We start from the raw sequence: 15728 nt of genomic DNA, 5'->3' as shown, positions 1-15728 counted from the left end.
AACCGCCGTCTTCCTGGGAGGCCATCGTGAAGCGCCTGCTCGCACTTGGTTCCGTTGCCGCATTCAGCCTTGTCGGATGCTCCGTCGTCGACAGTGAACGCCCTGCCGAGGGCACCTCGAACAGCCCAGCTGCCGCGGAGTCAACCGCGTCGGCGACTGCAGATGACAACGCTGGTGACAGTCAGTTCGTCGATGTCAGCCCCGGGGGGCCGAAAAAAGAAGACCCCCTGTGGCAGAGCCTTGCGGGATCAGCTGACTCCGGAGACCCTATCTACCTGTGGGCCTGGATGCAGACCGAAGACGAACCCGGCGACGGCGATTCCGTAACTCTGAGCCCCAGCACACAGGGCAGCGTCAAGGTCACAGCGCCGAAGTCGACCGTTGACGCCAATGGCACATTTGCGCTGATCACCGGAACATTCACCGTCGAAGAGAAAAGCGATGGTGATTACGCCCTGACCGCGAAGTCCTCGGAGGCCAAGGACGACCTCATCCCCGACGGCCCCACGAGCGAAGAACGCTGCACCGCCGAAAACGCACAGGACACCATCGGCGGCGCGGCCGACAAACTGGCGCAGGACTCCGGAGCGAGGGAAGGTCTGCGCAAAGAATGGCTGTCCTCACCGGAAGTCTGGTGGGCAATCCAAGACGCCAGCCGCAACCTGCGCGACAGCGGAGGGGACTTCGAAGGCGATTCTCTCGCCACCGCCTGCGGCGACTACGTCGAAGCCGGCTGACGCTTCGCCGCTGTTGGTCTGCGCTGGCAGCCTACGCAGGCTGAGCCGCGGGCCACCAACGCTCAACCGCCGCGGGCCACCAGCTCTCAGCCGCACAGCTCATTCAGCGGCGCGCTGTGCGGCTTCATCCTGTCTGCGCAGGCCTTCGTCATAGGCCCGCAGGGTCGGCGGGAGAAAAACCAGCACCAGCGTCACCAGGCCGCACACCAGCGGCCCCCAGAACATGTAGTCCCCGCCTGCGCTGATGACACCGGGCCGAACAGACCAGGCGAAGAACAGCAGCAGAACGTTCCACGCGACAGCAGCCGGGCGAGCCCAGCGGCGGTATTTCCACAGACCGCGGGACACTCCGAACATAGATGCCGCCATGAGCAGGAACATGAGCGCCAGCCCAACAAGCGAACCCAGGCTGCTGCCGGCTCCGGTGAGACCGGCGTACACGTAGATGGCCGCAGCCACGAGAAGTGCGCCGCCCTGCAGAGCCATGGCAGCCACCGCCGCTTTCAGGCTCGCCGGACGCGGCGGAAGATCGACTTCCGGTCGCGGTGTCGAATGAATCGCCGAAGGTTCACCGCGTTTGCGCCGCTGGCGTTCTTCACGACGCCAGTCACCGGGGCGGGCCGATGAGCCACTGGAACGATTCACAGGTCGATCCGCTCAAAGCCGGGCACCACGATTTCCTCCAGCAGGCGATCACGCACGTCCAATGGAATGAACGCGGCACGCAGAGCCGCGGTGGTCGCGATTTCGAGGTCGATGATGTCCCAGCCCGCGTGTTCGACAAGCAGCCGCATTTCGCGCGTCACCGACGTCTGGGACATGAGCCTGTTGTCCGGATTGACGGTGACGTTGAAGCCCAAGTCCTTCAAACCCGTAATGGGGTGGGATTCGATTGACCGAGCCGCACCGGTCTGAATGTTTGACGAAGGGCACACTTCAAGCGGGATCTGCCTGTCGAGCACCCACGCGGCAAGCCTGCCGATTTCGCCGGCGCCGTCTGTGATCTGCATGTCCTGCACAATGTCGACCCCGTGGCCGATTCGCACCGCACCGCAGACTGCGACAGCATCCATCATGCTCTGCAGGCCGCCGTCTTCTCCGGCATGCAGGGTGGTGGGAAACAGTTCGCCCCGCAGCAGGTCGAGAGCCGCTTTGTGCGCTGATGCCGGGAAGCCGTCTTCCGGCCCCGCGAGGTCGAAGCCGACAACCCCGCTGTCGCGGTTGCGCAGCGCAAGCTCAGCCACCGCCAGCGAATTGTCGTTCTGCCGCATGGCGGTGAGGATCTGGGCGGTGATGATGGTGCGGCCCTCCTGCGCTGCCAGCGCCACGCCCTCTTCCATGCCCTTTTCGACCGCGTGCACGGCATCGTCCATGGTGAGGTCACCGGCAACGTGCTGTTCGGGTGCCCACCGACATTCGGCGTAGAACACGCCATCGGCCACCTGGTCGAGCGTCCATTCACGGGCCGCACGTGTGAGGGCTTCGGCAGACTGCAGGACTCCCACGGTCACACCAAAGGTTTTGAGGTATTCCGGCAGGCTTCCCGAATCCGCCTGGGTGCGGAACCACTCCCCCAGCTTTTCAGGATTGTCGGCGGGCAGTTCGACATCGGCCCCGGCGGCGAGTTCGATGATCGTCGCTGGCCTCAGACCGCCGTCCAAGTGGTCGTGCAGACTGACTTTGGGCAGCTGCAGAATCGGGTCATCCGGGTGCACTCCGGCCGGTACCGGGAACAGGTTCTCTTCCACGCGGACAGTCTAACGACTGCCGCAAACCGCATGTCAGGGCTCGCCGTGGAAGCCCAGGCGCTCCAGTGCAAGCGCTGTGAAAACGCGGACGGCAACCGGCAGTGCATCCTCGTCGATGAGCAGGTCGCCCTGGTGAATGTCATAGGTTCGTCCACCCGGCGTGCGCGTACCCAGGCGAATGAGCGCTCCGGGGACGTGGGTGAGGTACCACGCGAAGTCCTCTCCGCCCATGGACTGCGGAGTCAGCTGGACCGAGGTGGGGCCCAGTTCGCGGCGGATGGCGGCTTCTGCTGACGAGACCTCGTCTTCGGTGTTGACCACCGGCGGGACGCCGCGGCGGTGTTCGAGCTCAACCTCGACCCCGTATGGTCCGGCAATGCGGTCAACGAGTTCCGGCAGGACTTCGGCCACCTGGTTCCAACCGTCGACGTCCAGACAGCGCAGGGTTCCCATCAGCTGCCCTTCGCCTGGCACCACATTCGGTGCGTGCCCGGCTTCGATACCACCCCACACCAGAGAAATCGCGTGGCGAGGGTCAATCAGTCGGTGAAGGGTCGCCGGCAGGTCGACGGCCAGCTTGCCCAGTGCGTAGACGAGGTCTTCCGTCAGGTGGGGACGGGACGTGTGGCCGCCGTGCCCGCGCAGACGGATGATGACGGTATCGCCGGCGGCGGTGATCGCGCCGATGCGCGAACCGACCTTGCCGACGTCGACAGCCGGGTCGCAGTGCAGCGCATAGCAGACGGGCACATCTTCCAAAACGCCCTGGTTGATGACTTTGAGCGCACCGCCGGGGGTGACTTCTTCGGCCGGCTGGAAAATGCAGCGGATCGTTCCGCCCAGGCCCTGACGGCGGTCGATCTCGTTGAGGACGAGGGCCGCACCCAGCAGCGAGGTCAGGTGAACGTCGTGCCCGCAGGCGTGGGCGACACCGGGAACGGTCGAGGCGAAGGGAGTGTTCGTCAGGTCATCCAGCGGCAGGGCGTCGATGTCAGCGCGCAGACCGCACTTGAGCGGGCCGGATCCCACATCGACCGTGAGTCCCGTCTCCTCCAGAAGCCGTGGCCTAAGACCCGCGGCCCGCAGTCGCTCAGCGATCTTCTCGGTAGTGCGGAACTCCTGGTACGACAGTTCGGGGTGGGCGTGGATATCACGCCGAAAGTCCCGCAGCTCGTCGGCAAACGCCGCAACTTCCGCCTGGATCACTGTGCCTCCGTTCAAATCAGCATTCGGGCGATTGTACGCCCCAGCCCGGACAGCTTGGCTCCGCTGCGACTTCTGGCGTCACAGAATGTCCTCAAAGCCCAGTTCGCGAGCCCGCTTCACGGCTTCTTTCACTCTCTGCGCCGACGCACGCCGGGTGACCAGCAGCGCATCGTCAGTGTCTACGACCACGATGTTCTCCACTCCCACGAGCGCAATCGCCCGCTGGGTGGTCGAATACACCAGACCGGAAGAGTCAACATCGACAAGGCGCACATCGTCACCGGCGGCGAAAACACTGGACGGTTCGCCGGGAATCGGCTGGCGCAGCTGGGCAACGGAAGCAAAATCACCCACGTCATCCCAGCCGAAGTCGCCGGGAACCACAACAACCCGCCCCTGTTCGGCAGCGGGTTCGGCCACCGCGTAGTCGATCGCAATGGGCTCCAAGCTCGGCCACACTTCGGCAAGCACAGCATCGTGCTCCGAAGTTGCCCACGCGTCGGCAACAGCCGACAGCCCCGCATACAGGTCCGGCGAAAAGGCTTCGAACTGGGCCAGCAGAGCGTCCGCGCGGGCAATGAACATCCCCGCGTTCCAGCGGTACTTGCCCGAATACGTGTACCTGCGGGCGGTGTTGGCCGCGGGCTTTTCCACGAACTTCTCGGCGCGCATGGCCGTGGGCGCTTCTGACAGCCCCAGGCGCTTGCCAGCCTTGATATAGCCGTAGGCGGTTGACGGGAAGGTCGGGGTGATTCCGATCGTCACAATGTCCCCGCCTGCCGCAGCGCTGTGAGCTTCCGCGACAACCCGGCGGAACTCGCACGGATTGGTGATTGAGTGGTCAGCAGAGAACGAACCGATGACCGCCTCCGGGTCCCGCCTGTGAATGAGCATGGCAGCCAAGCCGATAGCGGCAGCGGAGTCTTTCGGCGACGGTTCGGCAATCACATTCTGCGCATCGAGCGCGGGCAGCTGTTCCCGCACCGCCTTCGCGTGGGCCTGACCCGTGACCACCCACCTGTTCTCAACGGCCGTGAGGTCCTCAATCCGCGCCCACGTCTCTTCCAGCAGCGAACGGCCAGAGCCCAAAACGTCGAGCAGGAACTTCGGCCTGTCCTGCCGCGACAGCGGCCACAGGCGAGTGCCGGAACCGCCGGCCGGGATCACAGCGTGGAAACGAGAAAGCATCGCCCGATTATCCCCCAGCCGCCCCAGCTCCGGCCGCACCGACACGCTCGGGCGTGCTCTGCAGGCCCACTCAGCACCCCGCCCTGGTAGTGGCGCCGTTTCGGCACCGCCTCCCACCCGCACCCGCGCACGAGGCGGAGGTCGGCACGGAACTGCGGCTCCACCTCGTGCTGGGCACCGCACCGGGAAGGCCCGATAGAACACGAGAACGTACCCTAATTTGCCGAGAGCCGCCGGAAGCAGACGCAAACCGACATGAGACAATAGAGCGGTCCTCAGCCGACCGACCGAACGGCCAGCTGACAAGAAGCTGCTCGCAGAGCACAGAAAACCGATCACCCGAACTTCGGAAGATTGGAAAATACTGTGAAACGCGCGTAGATTCAAAACGCTATACACGTAATCGCAAAATGGAGGATGACCCGTGGCCAAAGCGTCAACGGGCACTCTGTACCGCGGACACGAAGGAATGTGGTCCTGGGTCGCTCACCGCGTCACCGGAGTCGGCATCTTCTTCTTCCTGCTGGTGCACGTGCTCGACACTGCTCTCGTTCGCGTCTCGCCCGAGGCCTACAACGCAGTTATCGGAACGTATAAGACGCCGCTGATGGCGTTTGCCGAAATCGGACTGGTAGCAGGAATCGCCTACCACGCTTTCAACGGCCTGCGCGTAGTCCTCGTTGACTTCTGGAAGGGCGGACCCAAGAACCAGCGCAAACTGTTCTGGGCAGTCATGGTCCTCTGGCTGATCGTGATGATTGCGTTCATCCCCCGCCAGCTGATGCACACGTTCGGAGGCTGAGCACAATGACAACACCCGTTATCCCCAAGCCCCGCGCCGAATACCAGCGCCACAAGACCACCAAGTCGAACTTCGAGCTGTTCGCATGGCTGTTCATGCGCATCTCAGGCGTCTTCCTCGTCATCCTGATCTTCGGTCACCTGATTGTGAACCTGTGGATGGGCGAAGGCGTTCAGGGCCTCGACTTCGGCTTCGTCGGCGGCAAGTGGGCCAACCCGTTCTGGCAGATCTGGGATCTGGCCATGCTGTGGCTGGCCATGATCCACGGCACCAACGGCATGCGCACCATCATCAACGACTACGCCGAAAAGCCGCGCACCAACGTCACGCTGCAGATCATCCTCTACGTGGCATCCGCAATCATCATTGTGCTCGGCACCCTGGTGATCTTCACCTTCAGCCCCTGTCCGACCGGAGCAGACCCGTCGCTGCTGCCGAGCTTCTGCCAGGCCTGACCGCCGCTTAGGAGAATAGAGACCTTATGCAGGTACATGACTATGACGTTGTGATCGTCGGAGCTGGCGGCGCCGGCATGCGCGCGGCCATCGAATCCGGCCAGCGTGCACGCACCGCAGTGCTCACGAAGATCTACCCCACCCGCTCGCACACCGGCGCGGCACAGGGCGGCATGTGCGCCGCACTGGCCAACGTCGAAGAGGACAACTGGGAATGGCACACCTTCGACACCATTAAGGGCGGGGACTACCTCGTCGACCAGGACGCAGCCGAAGTCATGGCAAAAGAAGCCATCGACGCCGTGCTCGACCTCGAAAAGATGGGCCTTCCCTTCAACCGCACACCGGAAGGCAAAATCGACCAGCGCCGCTTCGGCGGCCACACCCGCGATCACGGCAAGGCACCGGTCCGCCGCGCATGCTACGCAGCAGACCGCACCGGCCACATGATCCTTCAGACCCTCTACCAGAACTGCGTCAAGCATGGCGTTGAGTTCTACAACGAGTTCTACGTCCTCGACGTCATCATCAATGAAGTCGACGGCAAGAAGGTCGTCGCCGGTGTCGTGTCCTATGAACTGGCAACCGGCGAAATCCACGTCTTCCGCTCCAAGGCCGTTGTGTTCGCAACCGGCGGTTTCGGCAAGATGTTCAAGACCACCTCGAACGCCCACACGCTCACCGGTGACGGCCTGGCCGTCACCTACAAGCGCGGCATCCCGCTGGAAGACATGGAGTTCTTCCAGTTCCACCCCACGGGCCTTGCAGGACTCGGCATCCTCCTGTCCGAAGCAGCCCGCGGTGAAGGCGGCATCCTCCGCAACGCCGAAGGTGAGCGCTTCATGGAGCGCTACGCACCCACAATCAAGGACCTCGCTCCTCGTGACATCGTGGCCCGCTCCATGGCCAACGAAGTGCGCGAAGGCCGCGGCGCAGGCCCCAACAAGGACTACGTCCTGCTGGACCTTACCCACCTCGAACCCGCGCACATCGACGCCAAGCTGCCGGACATCACCGAGTTCGCCCGCACCTACCTGGGCGTTGAGCCCTACACCGAACCGGTCCCCGTCTTCCCGACGGCCCACTACGGCATGGGCGGCATCCCGACCACCGTCGCAGGCGAAGTGCTCGCCGACAACGACACCGTCGTTCCCGGCCTCTACGCCGCCGGCGAATGTGCGTGCGTGTCGGTGCACGGCTCCAACCGCCTGGGCACCAACTCGCTGCTGGACATCAACGTCTTCGGCAAGCGCGCCGGCATCAACGCCGCCGAATTCGCCAAGACCGCGCAGCAGCAGGAAGTCGCTGACGATGCAGCCGACATGGTGATTGACATGGTTGAGACCATGCGCAACTCCAAGGGCACCGAACTCGTCGGAGACATCCGCGCTGAACTGCAGGAGATCATGGACGCCAACGTCCAGGTGTTCCGCACCGACGAAACCCTGCGCGAAGCCATCGACGTCATCGAAAAGCTGCGTGAGCGCTACAAGAACATCGGCATTCACGACCGCGGCAAGCGCTACAACCTCGACCTGCTCGAAGCCATTGAACTGGGCTTCCTCCTGCAGCTGGCCGAAGCCGTTGCCGTTGCCGCACTGCACCGCAAGGAATCGCGCGGCGGGCACTTCCGCGAGGACTTCCCCGACCGCGACGACGCAAACTTCATGCACCACACGATGACCTACCTGGACCCCAACAGCACCGCCGAGGGAATCACCGGCATGCGTCTGGAAACCAAACCGGTCATCGTCACCCGCTACGAGCCCATGGAGCGTAAGTACTGATGGCAGAGAACAACGAAACCCCGGAACCGGCATCGAAGATCGACCTCCCGTCGAGCGTGTCCGGAGAAGGCGGCGAAGTCCCCACTTTCGAGTGCACGTTCCGCATCGCCCGCTTCATCCCGGAAACGGACTCGGAACCGCACTGGGAGGACTACCAGGTCACGATGCACGGCACCGACCGTGTGCTTGACGCCCTGCACAAGATCAAGTGGGAACAGGACGGCTCGCTGTCCTTCCGCCGCTCCTGTGCACACGGTGTCTGCGGTTCGGACGCCATGCGCATCAACGGGCGCAACCGCCTGGCCTGCAAGACGCTGCTGAAGGACCTCGACACCAACAAGCCGATCACGGTCGAGGCCATCAAGGGCCTGCCCCTTGAAAAAGACCTGATCGTCGACATGGAGCCGTTCTTCCAGTCGTACCGCGAGATCATGCCGTTCCTCGTGACCTCGGGCCACGAACCGACACACGAACGCCTGCAGTCGCAGGAAGACCGTGCGCGCTTCGACGACACCACCAAGTGCATCCTGTGTGCTTCGTGCACCACGTCGTGCCCGGTGTTCTGGACCGACGGCCAGTACTTCGGCCCGGCCGCAATCGTCAACGCGCACCGCTTCATCTTCGATTCGCGTGACGAAGGCTCCGAAATGCGCCTCGAAGTGCTCAACGACAAGGAAGGCGTGTGGCGCTGCCGCACCACCTTCAACTGCACCGAAGCATGCCCCCGCGGCATCGAGGTGACCAAGGCAATCGCCGAAGTCAAGCAGGCACTGCTCACCCGCGCATTCTGATCACTTGAGTGCTGCGTGAGGCTTCGGGTTGGCGTTTCGCGCGTTCGAATGAGGCCCACGAGGCCCTGCGTTAAAGCGTCGACTTAGGCAAAGAGGAGGGGCGAGTCCGAAAGGGCTCGCCCCTCGCTTTGTGTTGTTTCGCTGATCGGTGGGGCCGTCCCCCGCCGCCGGAGCTCTGCTGCCAGGTGAAAACACCCCTGAGCCGGGAGCTGCGCTTCAGCGACAAGAAAACTCCCGTCAGCAACAAAAACTCCCGAAAACCACCACTGCTAACGGGAGTTTTTGTTGCTGACGGGTGTGCGGAGGTAGGGCGAGGTGGAGGGCGGGCAGCAACCGAACCCGCACCACCGGCAACATCTCAGTTCGGCAGGGCGGAGAAGCCGTTGGCTTCGAGCTGCTCAGCCAGTTCGGCGCCGTTTGCCCCGTAGAACCAGGGAATGTTCTTCCCGCGGCCCGTCCCCCGTGAACGGCCACCGGCCCACACGGCTTCACCCGCTGTCAGCTGGCGAATCGCAACAGCCGCGACGTTCTCAGGGTGGTTTTCTACGAACTCGCCGTAGATCTCTTCGTCGTGCTGCCCGTCATCACCGACCAACAGCCACTTGATGTGGGGAAACTCCCGGGCCAATCGTTCCAGAGCCGTGCGCTTGTGATCTTGGCCCGACCGGAAGACCCGCGTGGGCGTCGGCCCCCAGTCGGTCAGCAGCAGCGGCCCAGACGGGTACATGTTCCGGTGCAGGAACCTGGTCAGGGCAGGCTGTGTATTCCACGCGCCGGTGGACAGGTACAGGATGGGAGAGTTCGGCCGCAGATATGACAGCCGGTCATACAGCACAGCCATACCGGATACCGGCGAGCGCGCGTGCTCGTTGAGAACAAAAGAATTCCACGCGGCCAAGAACGGTCGAGGCAGCGCTGTGACCACCACGGTGTCGTCGATGTCCGAAATGATTCCAAAGCGCTGTTCGTCATCAATGATGTGCGCGGTAGCAGTGTCCAGTCCCGAACCGCTGGTCCACATTTCCAGTTTTGCCTTGCCGCGGCTGTACTTGCCGGGAATCACCGCGTCGATGATTCCACCGCGATCAGCCGTGACCATGTGCTCCTGTCCCCCGACGCGCACCCACGCGATCTCGTTGGACAAGGGCACCGCGGCGAAGTTGCGCCAGCCGCGCACGTTCCGGTCCTTCTTCGGCGATTCAGCGTCTTCTGGGCTGAGCACAATGCGGGCCAGCACCCGGATGAAAGTCTCGGACCCATAGGAGTCATAGGCGACGACCGACGGCTTCCAGCCGCGCTTTTCTGCGCGAGAACGCCGCCATTTGTGGTAGCGGTCTTCCATGCGCGCCGCGGTGTGCAGCGCTTCGGGAGTCAGATTGACGGGGCCGGAGCGCCCGCTGGAGCGCGAAGGTCCCCAAACACCCCCGCGGCTTCCAACAGCCCGACTGCCGACACCTCGGCCACCGCCTCGACCGCGAGCGCTGCCTCGGCCGCCCCCGGCTTCCGGTCCAGTTTGCGGCATCAGAGGAACCCGATTCGGTCGTAGACAGCCCGCAGAGTCTTTTCTGCTTCGGCTGCCGCCTTCTGGCGTCCCTGCTCAAGAATCTCCATGAGTTGGGCACGGTCGTCCAGCAGTTCATTGGTGCGGTTGCGCACGGGTGTGAAGACTTCGACGGCGAGCTCAGCCAGATCCACTTTGAGGTGGCCGTACATTTTGCCTTCGTAGTCGGCAACGATCTTCTCGACCGGTTTGTCGGACAGTACAGAGTAGATGGTCAGCAGGTTCGACACACCGGGCTTGATTTCGGGGTCGTAGGCGATTTCCGTTCCGGCGTCGGTGACGGCGGATTTGAACTTCTTGGCCAGTGCCTTCGGTTCGTCCAGCAGGTTCACAAGACCGGCGGGCGATTTCGCCGACTTCGACATCTTCGCACCGGGATCCTGCAGATCGTAGATTTTGGCCGACTGCTTCATGATCGCAGCTTCGGGCACTGTGAACGTCTGTCCGTAGCGGGTGTTGAAGCGCTGGGCGAGGTTGCGGGTCAGTTCGAGGTGCTGACGCTGGTCTTCACCGACCGGCACGACATCCGCCTGGTACAGCAGAATGTCCGCGGCCATGAGCGACGGGTACGTCAGCAGCCCCACCGACACGTGTTCGTTTTTCTGCGACTTGTCCTTGAACTGGGTCATGCGCTGCGCTTCGCCAAGCCCGGTCTGACATTCGAGCACCCAGCCCAGCTGCGAGTTCGCGGGAATCTGCGACTGCACGTACAGAGTTGTGCGATCCGGGTCGACACCAGCGGCAATGAACTGTGCGGCGGTGCGCAGGGTGCGTTCGCGCAGCTCATCCGGGTTCTGCTCCACCGTGATGGCGTGCTGGTTGGCTATGAACAGGAAGGAGTCGTATTCCTCCTGGAGCGCCACAACCGGGGCGAGTGCCCCAATGTAGTTCCCGAGGTGGAGCGAATCTGAGGTCGCCTGAATCCCGGTGAGGGAGCGCTGGGGTTGGGAGGGAGCAGAAGAAGTCATAACAGCATTCTGCCACCTGGGGCTTGTGCCTCGGGAGCGGCATGTGAAGCACCGGACAACAGCTGCACGCTCAGCACATCAGAGCGCCCGGTGAGCACAGTGACCGGCCGCGATCATTACCAAACATGCGTCCCACATAGTAAGAATCTTCAGATCTACGTGACAGAGGGCACACTGCGGGCGTACCCTTGATCCGTTCCATACAGAAACTGTTCAAGTCTCTTTAAGCATTTGCTCATCTGCGTGGTGTGAAGAAGCACCCACAACATCGAAGGAGTGCGCATGTCGGTTGAATATGTGAAAACCGACGAGGCCATGCCGCCCGTCGCGGTCGTCGAGAAGCCCAAGTGGACTCCCGGCCGCATTATTCTCTGGTCTGCGTTAGCGCTCATCGGCGCAATCGGCTGGGTCATGATCGCCATTGTCCGCGGCGAAGAGCTCAGCGCCAGCTGGATTGTCGCCGCAGCGGTCGGAACCTACCTCATAGGCTTCCGGTTCTACGCGAAGTTCATCGAGTGGAAGATCTGCCGCCCGGACCATCGCCGTGCCACTCCAGCTGAAATCAAGGACAACGGGGTGGACTTCCAGCCCACGGACCGTCGCGTGCTGTTCGGTCACCACTTCGCTGCGATTTCCGGTGCCGGCCCGCTCGTCGGACCCGTTCTGGCCGCCCAGATGGGCTACCTGCCGGGCACCCTGTGGATCATCCTCGGTGTTGTGCTCGCAGGCGCCGTACAGGACTACATGACCCTGTACTTCTCCACTCGCCGCGGCGGACGTTCGCTCGGCCAGATGGCACGGGATGAACTCGGTGCGGTCGGCGGCATCATCGCCTCCATCGGCATCATCTTGATCATGACGATCCTCATTGCCGTTCTCGGCATCGTCATCATCAACGCTCTGGCTGAATCTCCCTGGGGTGTGTTCTCGATTGCGTGCACCATCCCGATCGCCATCCTCATGGGCGTCTACATGCGGTTCATCCGCCCCGGCGCTGTCATGGAGGTTTCGATCATCGGGCTGGTGCTGCTCATCCTGTCGATCGTTGCCGGCGGTTGGGTCCACTCGTCTGAAACCTGGTCGGCCGTGTTCACGCTCAGCAAGGTTGAACTCGCCTGGGGTCTGATCATCTACGGCTTCATCGCCGCAATTCTTCCGGTGTGGCTGCTGCTTGCACCGCGTGACTACCTGTCGACCTTCATGAAGGTCGGCACCATCGCACTGTTCGCCGTGGGCATCCTGCTGGTCAACCCGGACGTCCAGATGCCGGCGTTCACCGAATTCGCCTTCAACGACAAGGGCCCGGCTTTCGCGGGCTCCCTGTTCCCGTTCCTGTTCATCACAATTGCCTGTGGCGCCCTGTCCGGCTTCCACGCGCTCATCTCGTCAGGCACCACGCCGAAGCTGGTGGAAAAGGAAAGCCAGATCCGCATGATCGGCTACGGTTCGATGCTCATCGAATCCTTCGTCGCCATCATGGCGCTGGTGGCAGCCGTGTCACTGGACAAGGGCCTCTACTTCGCGATGAACGCCGCCGAACCGCTGACCGGCGGCACGCCAGCCGGTGCAGCTGACTTCATCAACAACCACCTCGGCATGTCCGGTGTTCAGACGTCAGAAGCGGAACTGGCAGAAGCCGCCCGCGAAATCGGCGAAGCTTCGATTGTGTCCCGCACCGGTGGTGCGCCGACCCTGGCCATGGGTATGACGCACATTCTGTCCGACGTGTTCGGCGGCAAGGCGCTCATGCCGTTCTGGTACCACTTCGCGGTCATGTTCGAAGCTCTGTTCATCCTGACCACGATCGATGCGGGAACGCGCGTTGCGCGCTTCATGCTGTCGGACCTGCTGGGCAACTTCTACAAGCGCTTCAAGGACCCGTCGTGGACCCTGGGCGGCTGGCTGACCACCATCGTCATGGTCGCCGGCTGGGGCTCCATCCTGCTGATGGGTGTGACCGACCCCCTGGGCGGCATCAACACCCTGTACCCGCTGTTCGGCATTTCGAACCAGCTGCTGGCCGCCATCGCACTGACGGTCATCGCAGCAATCGTCGTGAAGTCCGGCCACGGCAAGTGGGTGTGGATCCCCGTTGTTCCGCTGGCCTGGGACCTCCTGGTGACGATGTGGGCGTCCGCGCTGAAGATCTTCTCCCCCAACCCCACCGTGGGTTACTGGGCACAGCACAGGGCCTACAAAAACGCCTTGGCCAACGGCGAAACCTCGCTGGGCCCCACACAGGGCGAAGAGGCAATGCGGGCTGTCATCCGCAACACCTTCGTTCAGGGAACCCTGTCGATTGTGTTCGCCGCCATCGTCATCCTCGTGGTGGTGATGGCCGTCTACCGTTCCTTCCAGGCACTGTCGACGAAGAACTTCACCACGGCAGAAGACCCCTTCGTGGCGTCCAAGCTGTTCGCGCCGGCCGGCTTCATCCCGACCAAGGCAGAACGCGAAGTCATGGCAGACTGGAAGGCCTGGAATGAAAAGCACGGGGTCGGCAAGGATCCCGCCGCTGCTGCGGATGGAAAGTGATATGAGCACAACGGCTTCTGACATTCTGCGCATGACCGCGAAACCGTTCACCGCGGCCTACTGGTACATGCGCGAAATCAGCGGGGCGAACGCGTTCATCAACTACCAGAAGTCCTACCTGCGCCGTCACGGCACACTGGAAGGATCGAAGGGCGAGCGTGAGTTCTGGCGGTACCTGACCGACGAACAGGATCGCAACCCCACAAGCCGCTGCTGCTGACAAACGCCGGCTGACTGGCTGCCTAAACCTCAGGCCACCAGTCACACGAAAAGCGCCGGTGATGCGATTGTTCGCATCACCGGCGCTTTTCTGTGCTCATCCGGCTCTGTGCGCACCGACGGGGTTCGTCTCCCCACCTAGTCCAAGAAGTCGAGCCCTCCTCAGATCACGCCTGCAGTGCGGGAAGGTCGTAGTCGATGACGAGCGGGGCGTGGTCAGACCAGCGCTGGTCATAAGCCGGCGCTTTGTCCACCTGGGCTTTAACTGCCTTCTTCGCAAGCTCCGGGGTGGCCATCTGGTAGTCAATCCGCCAGCCGGTGTCATTGTCGAACGCTTTGCCGCGCATAGACCACCACGTGTAGGGGCCGTCCATTTCACCAGACAGCTGCCGGTGCACGTCCACCCAGCCCAGGCTGCCGAAGAATTCATCGAAGTAGGCCCGCTCTTCCGGCAGGAATCCGGCCTTTTTGACGTTGCCCTTCCAGTTCTTGATGTCGAGTTCCGTGTGGCCCACATTGAGATCGCCGGGGATGACGGCGTAGTCAGCGTGCTGCTTCAGCTGGTCCATGCGGATCTTCATCTGGTCCATGAAACGGTATTTGTCGTCCTGTTTGGGTGTGCCCACCTCACCAGAGTGCACATAGGCCGACACGACCGTCAGCAGGCTGCCGTCCTCTAGTTCATAGTCAGCTTCCAGCCAGCGGCCTGCCAGATCGAAATAGCCGTCGCCGTTGCCGATCCTGGTTTCAACAGCCGGTACGTGGCTCACAACAGCAACACCGGCGCGGCCCTTGGCTTCCGCATCGGCAGAGTAGGCGTGCTCCCCCAGTGGGGCCATGACTTCGTAGGCGATGTCGTTCTGCGCGCGAACCTCCTGCAGCGTGAGGATGTCGCAGCCGCGACCGTCGGCCCACTCCTGCATGTTCTTGCGCATGGCCGCGCGGATTCCGTTGACGTTCACATTGACGATTCTCAGCATTGCCCCATCGTCCCACATCGGCAGTCTGATTCTGGCCCGCGCCGTTCGCCCACCGCCCCCGCGCCGTTCGCCAACCGCCCCCGCGCCTTTCGCCGACCGTCTTCAGCCGGCCAAGAAGATCTATGACAAATTCGCGCCCCGGCACGGTGCGGGGTGAGTACACTGAAAGCACAAGGCGCACGTGTTTGAGGAGGAACCATGTCAGATGAATTTGACGTTGAACGGCTCGAAATCAGCCCCCTGGACGAAATCGATGCTCTTGAGCTGCGGGAATTCCTCGTAGATTCGCTTGATGATTTCTGGGGTGACACCAACCTCACCCGCGACCACGCCCCGCACTGGTTCCGCCAGTTTGCAGCTTCGGGTCTGGTTGCCCGCTATAAGAACAAGTTCGTCGGCTACCTGCTGGGTGCCATCCCGGTCGACGGTCCGGCGCTCATTCACTTAGTCGCCGTCCACGACAACTACCGCAACAACGGCATCGGGCGGATCCTCTACGAAGCGTTCATCAAGCACGCACGTGAGCGCGGCGCCGACATCGTTCAGGCGACAGCTCTGCCGGAAAACACCGGCGCGATTTCGTTCCACTCCTCGCTCGGCTTCGAGAGCGAACTCGTCGATGACTACGGTGGCCCGGAGAACGCTCGCGTTCTCTTCACCTACCGCCTGGCAGCACACTGATCCACCAGGGTGCGCTCACCTGAGCTCCCCGCATAAAGTACGAGGCGCCGGTACAGAATTCTGTACCGGC

At 62.7% G+C, this 15728-nt stretch carries 15 protein-coding genes; 8 read left to right on the top strand and 7 right to left on the bottom strand.

Features of this window, described 5'->3' with window-relative positions; all coding sequences use genetic code 11:
• The first annotated feature begins 26 nt into the window (after positions 1–26).
• Positions 27–737 (top strand): hypothetical protein, encoded by a 711-nt coding sequence (locus tag HMPREF3162_RS10700; RefSeq protein ID WP_070573689.1) that lies wholly within the window; start codon positions 27–29, stop codon positions 735–737.
• Positions 738–836: 99 nt separating this feature from the next.
• On the opposite strand, the gene HMPREF3162_RS10695 is transcribed toward HMPREF3162_RS10700, so the two are convergent.
• From HMPREF3162_RS10695 to HMPREF3162_RS10680, 4 genes are all read right to left on the bottom strand, one after another.
• A complete protein-coding gene (locus HMPREF3162_RS10695) occupies positions 837–1382 on the bottom strand; it encodes a hypothetical protein (protein ID WP_083304093.1) in 546 nt (181 codons plus the stop codon).
• The gene (locus HMPREF3162_RS10690) at positions 1379–2485 is read right to left on the bottom strand and encodes an adenosine deaminase (protein WP_070573687.1); all 1107 of its coding nucleotides are present in this window, start codon (positions 2483–2485) and stop codon (positions 1379–1381) included. Before HMPREF3162_RS10690 ends, HMPREF3162_RS10695 begins: the two co-directional genes overlap by 4 nt.
• Before the next feature lie 33 nt (positions 2486–2518).
• Entirely contained in the window at positions 2519–3691 is a 1173-nt protein-coding gene (locus HMPREF3162_RS10685; RefSeq protein ID WP_070573685.1) for an amidohydrolase, read from the bottom strand.
• A 78-nt stretch (positions 3692–3769) separates the two neighbouring features.
• Positions 3770–4879 carry a mannose-1-phosphate guanylyltransferase gene (locus HMPREF3162_RS10680; protein WP_070573684.1) on the bottom strand — a complete coding sequence of 370 codons (1110 nt, stop codon included), beginning with the start codon at positions 4877–4879 and terminating at the stop codon, positions 3770–3772.
• Between the two features lie 424 nt (positions 4880–5303).
• On the opposite strand from HMPREF3162_RS10680, the gene sdhC reads away from it, so the two are divergent.
• Genes sdhC through HMPREF3162_RS10660 form a run of 4 tightly spaced genes read left to right on the top strand, consistent with a single transcriptional unit; the run spans position 5304 to position 8714 of the window.
• On the top strand, positions 5304–5681 hold the full coding sequence (gene sdhC, locus HMPREF3162_RS10675; protein ID WP_082784656.1) for a succinate dehydrogenase, cytochrome b556 subunit: 378 nt from the start codon (positions 5304–5306) through the stop codon (positions 5679–5681).
• 5 nt (positions 5682–5686) lie between these two features.
• Complete coding sequence (locus tag HMPREF3162_RS10670; protein WP_070573682.1) at positions 5687–6136, top strand: succinate dehydrogenase hydrophobic membrane anchor subunit; 450 nt, start codon at positions 5687–5689, stop codon at positions 6134–6136.
• 26 nt (positions 6137–6162) lie between these two features.
• Positions 6163–7923 carry a succinate dehydrogenase flavoprotein subunit gene (gene sdhA / locus HMPREF3162_RS10665; RefSeq protein WP_070777794.1) on the top strand — a complete coding sequence of 587 codons (1761 nt, stop codon included), beginning with the start codon at positions 6163–6165 and terminating at the stop codon, positions 7921–7923.
• On the top strand, positions 7923–8714 hold the full coding sequence (locus HMPREF3162_RS10660; RefSeq protein WP_070777793.1) for a succinate dehydrogenase iron-sulfur subunit: 792 nt from the start codon (positions 7923–7925) through the stop codon (positions 8712–8714). Before sdhA ends, HMPREF3162_RS10660 begins: the two co-directional genes overlap by 1 nt.
• 358 nt (positions 8715–9072) lie before the next feature.
• Here the strand turns inward: HMPREF3162_RS10660 and HMPREF3162_RS10655 are convergent, their stop codons facing one another.
• Positions 9073–10236 (bottom strand): App1 family protein, encoded by a 1164-nt coding sequence (locus HMPREF3162_RS10655; protein WP_176747356.1) that lies wholly within the window; start codon positions 10234–10236, stop codon positions 9073–9075.
• Positions 10236–11243 carry a tryptophan--tRNA ligase gene (trpS, locus tag HMPREF3162_RS10650; RefSeq protein WP_070777792.1) on the bottom strand — a complete coding sequence of 336 codons (1008 nt, stop codon included), beginning with the start codon at positions 11241–11243 and terminating at the stop codon, positions 10236–10238. The genes HMPREF3162_RS10655 and trpS overlap by 1 nt, the downstream gene beginning before the upstream one ends.
• Before the next feature lie 282 nt (positions 11244–11525).
• Between trpS and HMPREF3162_RS10645 the strand changes: the two genes are divergently transcribed.
• Positions 11526–13778: a carbon starvation CstA family protein gene (locus HMPREF3162_RS10645; protein WP_070777791.1), complete on the top strand. Its 2253-nt coding sequence runs from the start codon at positions 11526–11528 to the stop codon at positions 13776–13778.
• 1 nt (position 13779) lies between these two features.
• Complete coding sequence (locus HMPREF3162_RS10640; protein ID WP_070573672.1) at positions 13780–13998, top strand: CstA-like transporter-associated (seleno)protein; 219 nt, start codon at positions 13780–13782, stop codon at positions 13996–13998.
• Positions 13999–14164: 166 nt separating this feature from the next.
• Here the strand turns inward: HMPREF3162_RS10640 and HMPREF3162_RS10635 are convergent, their stop codons facing one another.
• Entirely contained in the window at positions 14165–14977 is an 813-nt protein-coding gene (locus tag HMPREF3162_RS10635) for an exodeoxyribonuclease III (RefSeq protein ID WP_141759601.1), read from the bottom strand.
• Between the two features lie 198 nt (positions 14978–15175).
• On the opposite strand from HMPREF3162_RS10635, the gene HMPREF3162_RS10630 reads away from it, so the two are divergent.
• Entirely contained in the window at positions 15176–15658 is a 483-nt protein-coding gene (locus tag HMPREF3162_RS10630; protein ID WP_070777789.1) for a GNAT family N-acetyltransferase, read from the top strand.
• The last annotated feature ends 70 nt before the right edge of the window (positions 15659–15728 follow it).

The sequence above is a fragment of the Brevibacterium sp. HMSC07C04 genome, from assembly GCF_001815905.1.
GTDB lineage: Bacteria > Actinomycetota > Actinomycetes > Actinomycetales > Brevibacteriaceae > Brevibacterium.
Note: the sequence above shows the minus strand (reverse complement) of the source record. Positions and strands in the feature narration are given on the sequence as shown.

Bases quoted from the DNA above. Each gene is read 5' to 3' on its own strand.
- HMPREF3162_RS10680 (WP_070573684.1), bottom strand. From the start codon at position 4,879: ATGCTTTCTCGTTTCCACGCTGTGATCCCGGCCGGCGGTTCCGGCACT.
- HMPREF3162_RS10670 (WP_070573682.1), top strand. From the start codon at position 5,687: ATGACAACACCCGTTATCCCCAAGCCCCGCGCCGAATACCAGCGCCAC.
- sdhA (WP_070777794.1), top strand. From the start codon at position 6,163: ATGCAGGTACATGACTATGACGTTGTGATCGTCGGAGCTGGCGGCGCC.
- HMPREF3162_RS10660 (WP_070777793.1), top strand. From the start codon at position 7,923: ATGGCAGAGAACAACGAAACCCCGGAACCGGCATCGAAGATCGACCTC.
- HMPREF3162_RS10655 (WP_176747356.1), bottom strand. From the start codon at position 10,236: ATGCCGCAAACTGGACCGGAAGCCGGGGGCGGCCGAGGCAGCGCTCGC.
- trpS (WP_070777792.1), bottom strand. From the start codon at position 11,243: ATGACTTCTTCTGCTCCCTCCCAACCCCAGCGCTCCCTCACCGGGATT.
- HMPREF3162_RS10645 (WP_070777791.1), top strand. From the start codon at position 11,526: ATGTCGGTTGAATATGTGAAAACCGACGAGGCCATGCCGCCCGTCGCG.
- HMPREF3162_RS10640 (WP_070573672.1), top strand. From the start codon at position 13,780: ATGAGCACAACGGCTTCTGACATTCTGCGCATGACCGCGAAACCGTTC.
- HMPREF3162_RS10635 (WP_141759601.1), bottom strand. From the start codon at position 14,977: ATGCTGAGAATCGTCAATGTGAACGTCAACGGAATCCGCGCGGCCATG.
- HMPREF3162_RS10630 (WP_070777789.1), top strand. From the start codon at position 15,176: ATGTCAGATGAATTTGACGTTGAACGGCTCGAAATCAGCCCCCTGGAC.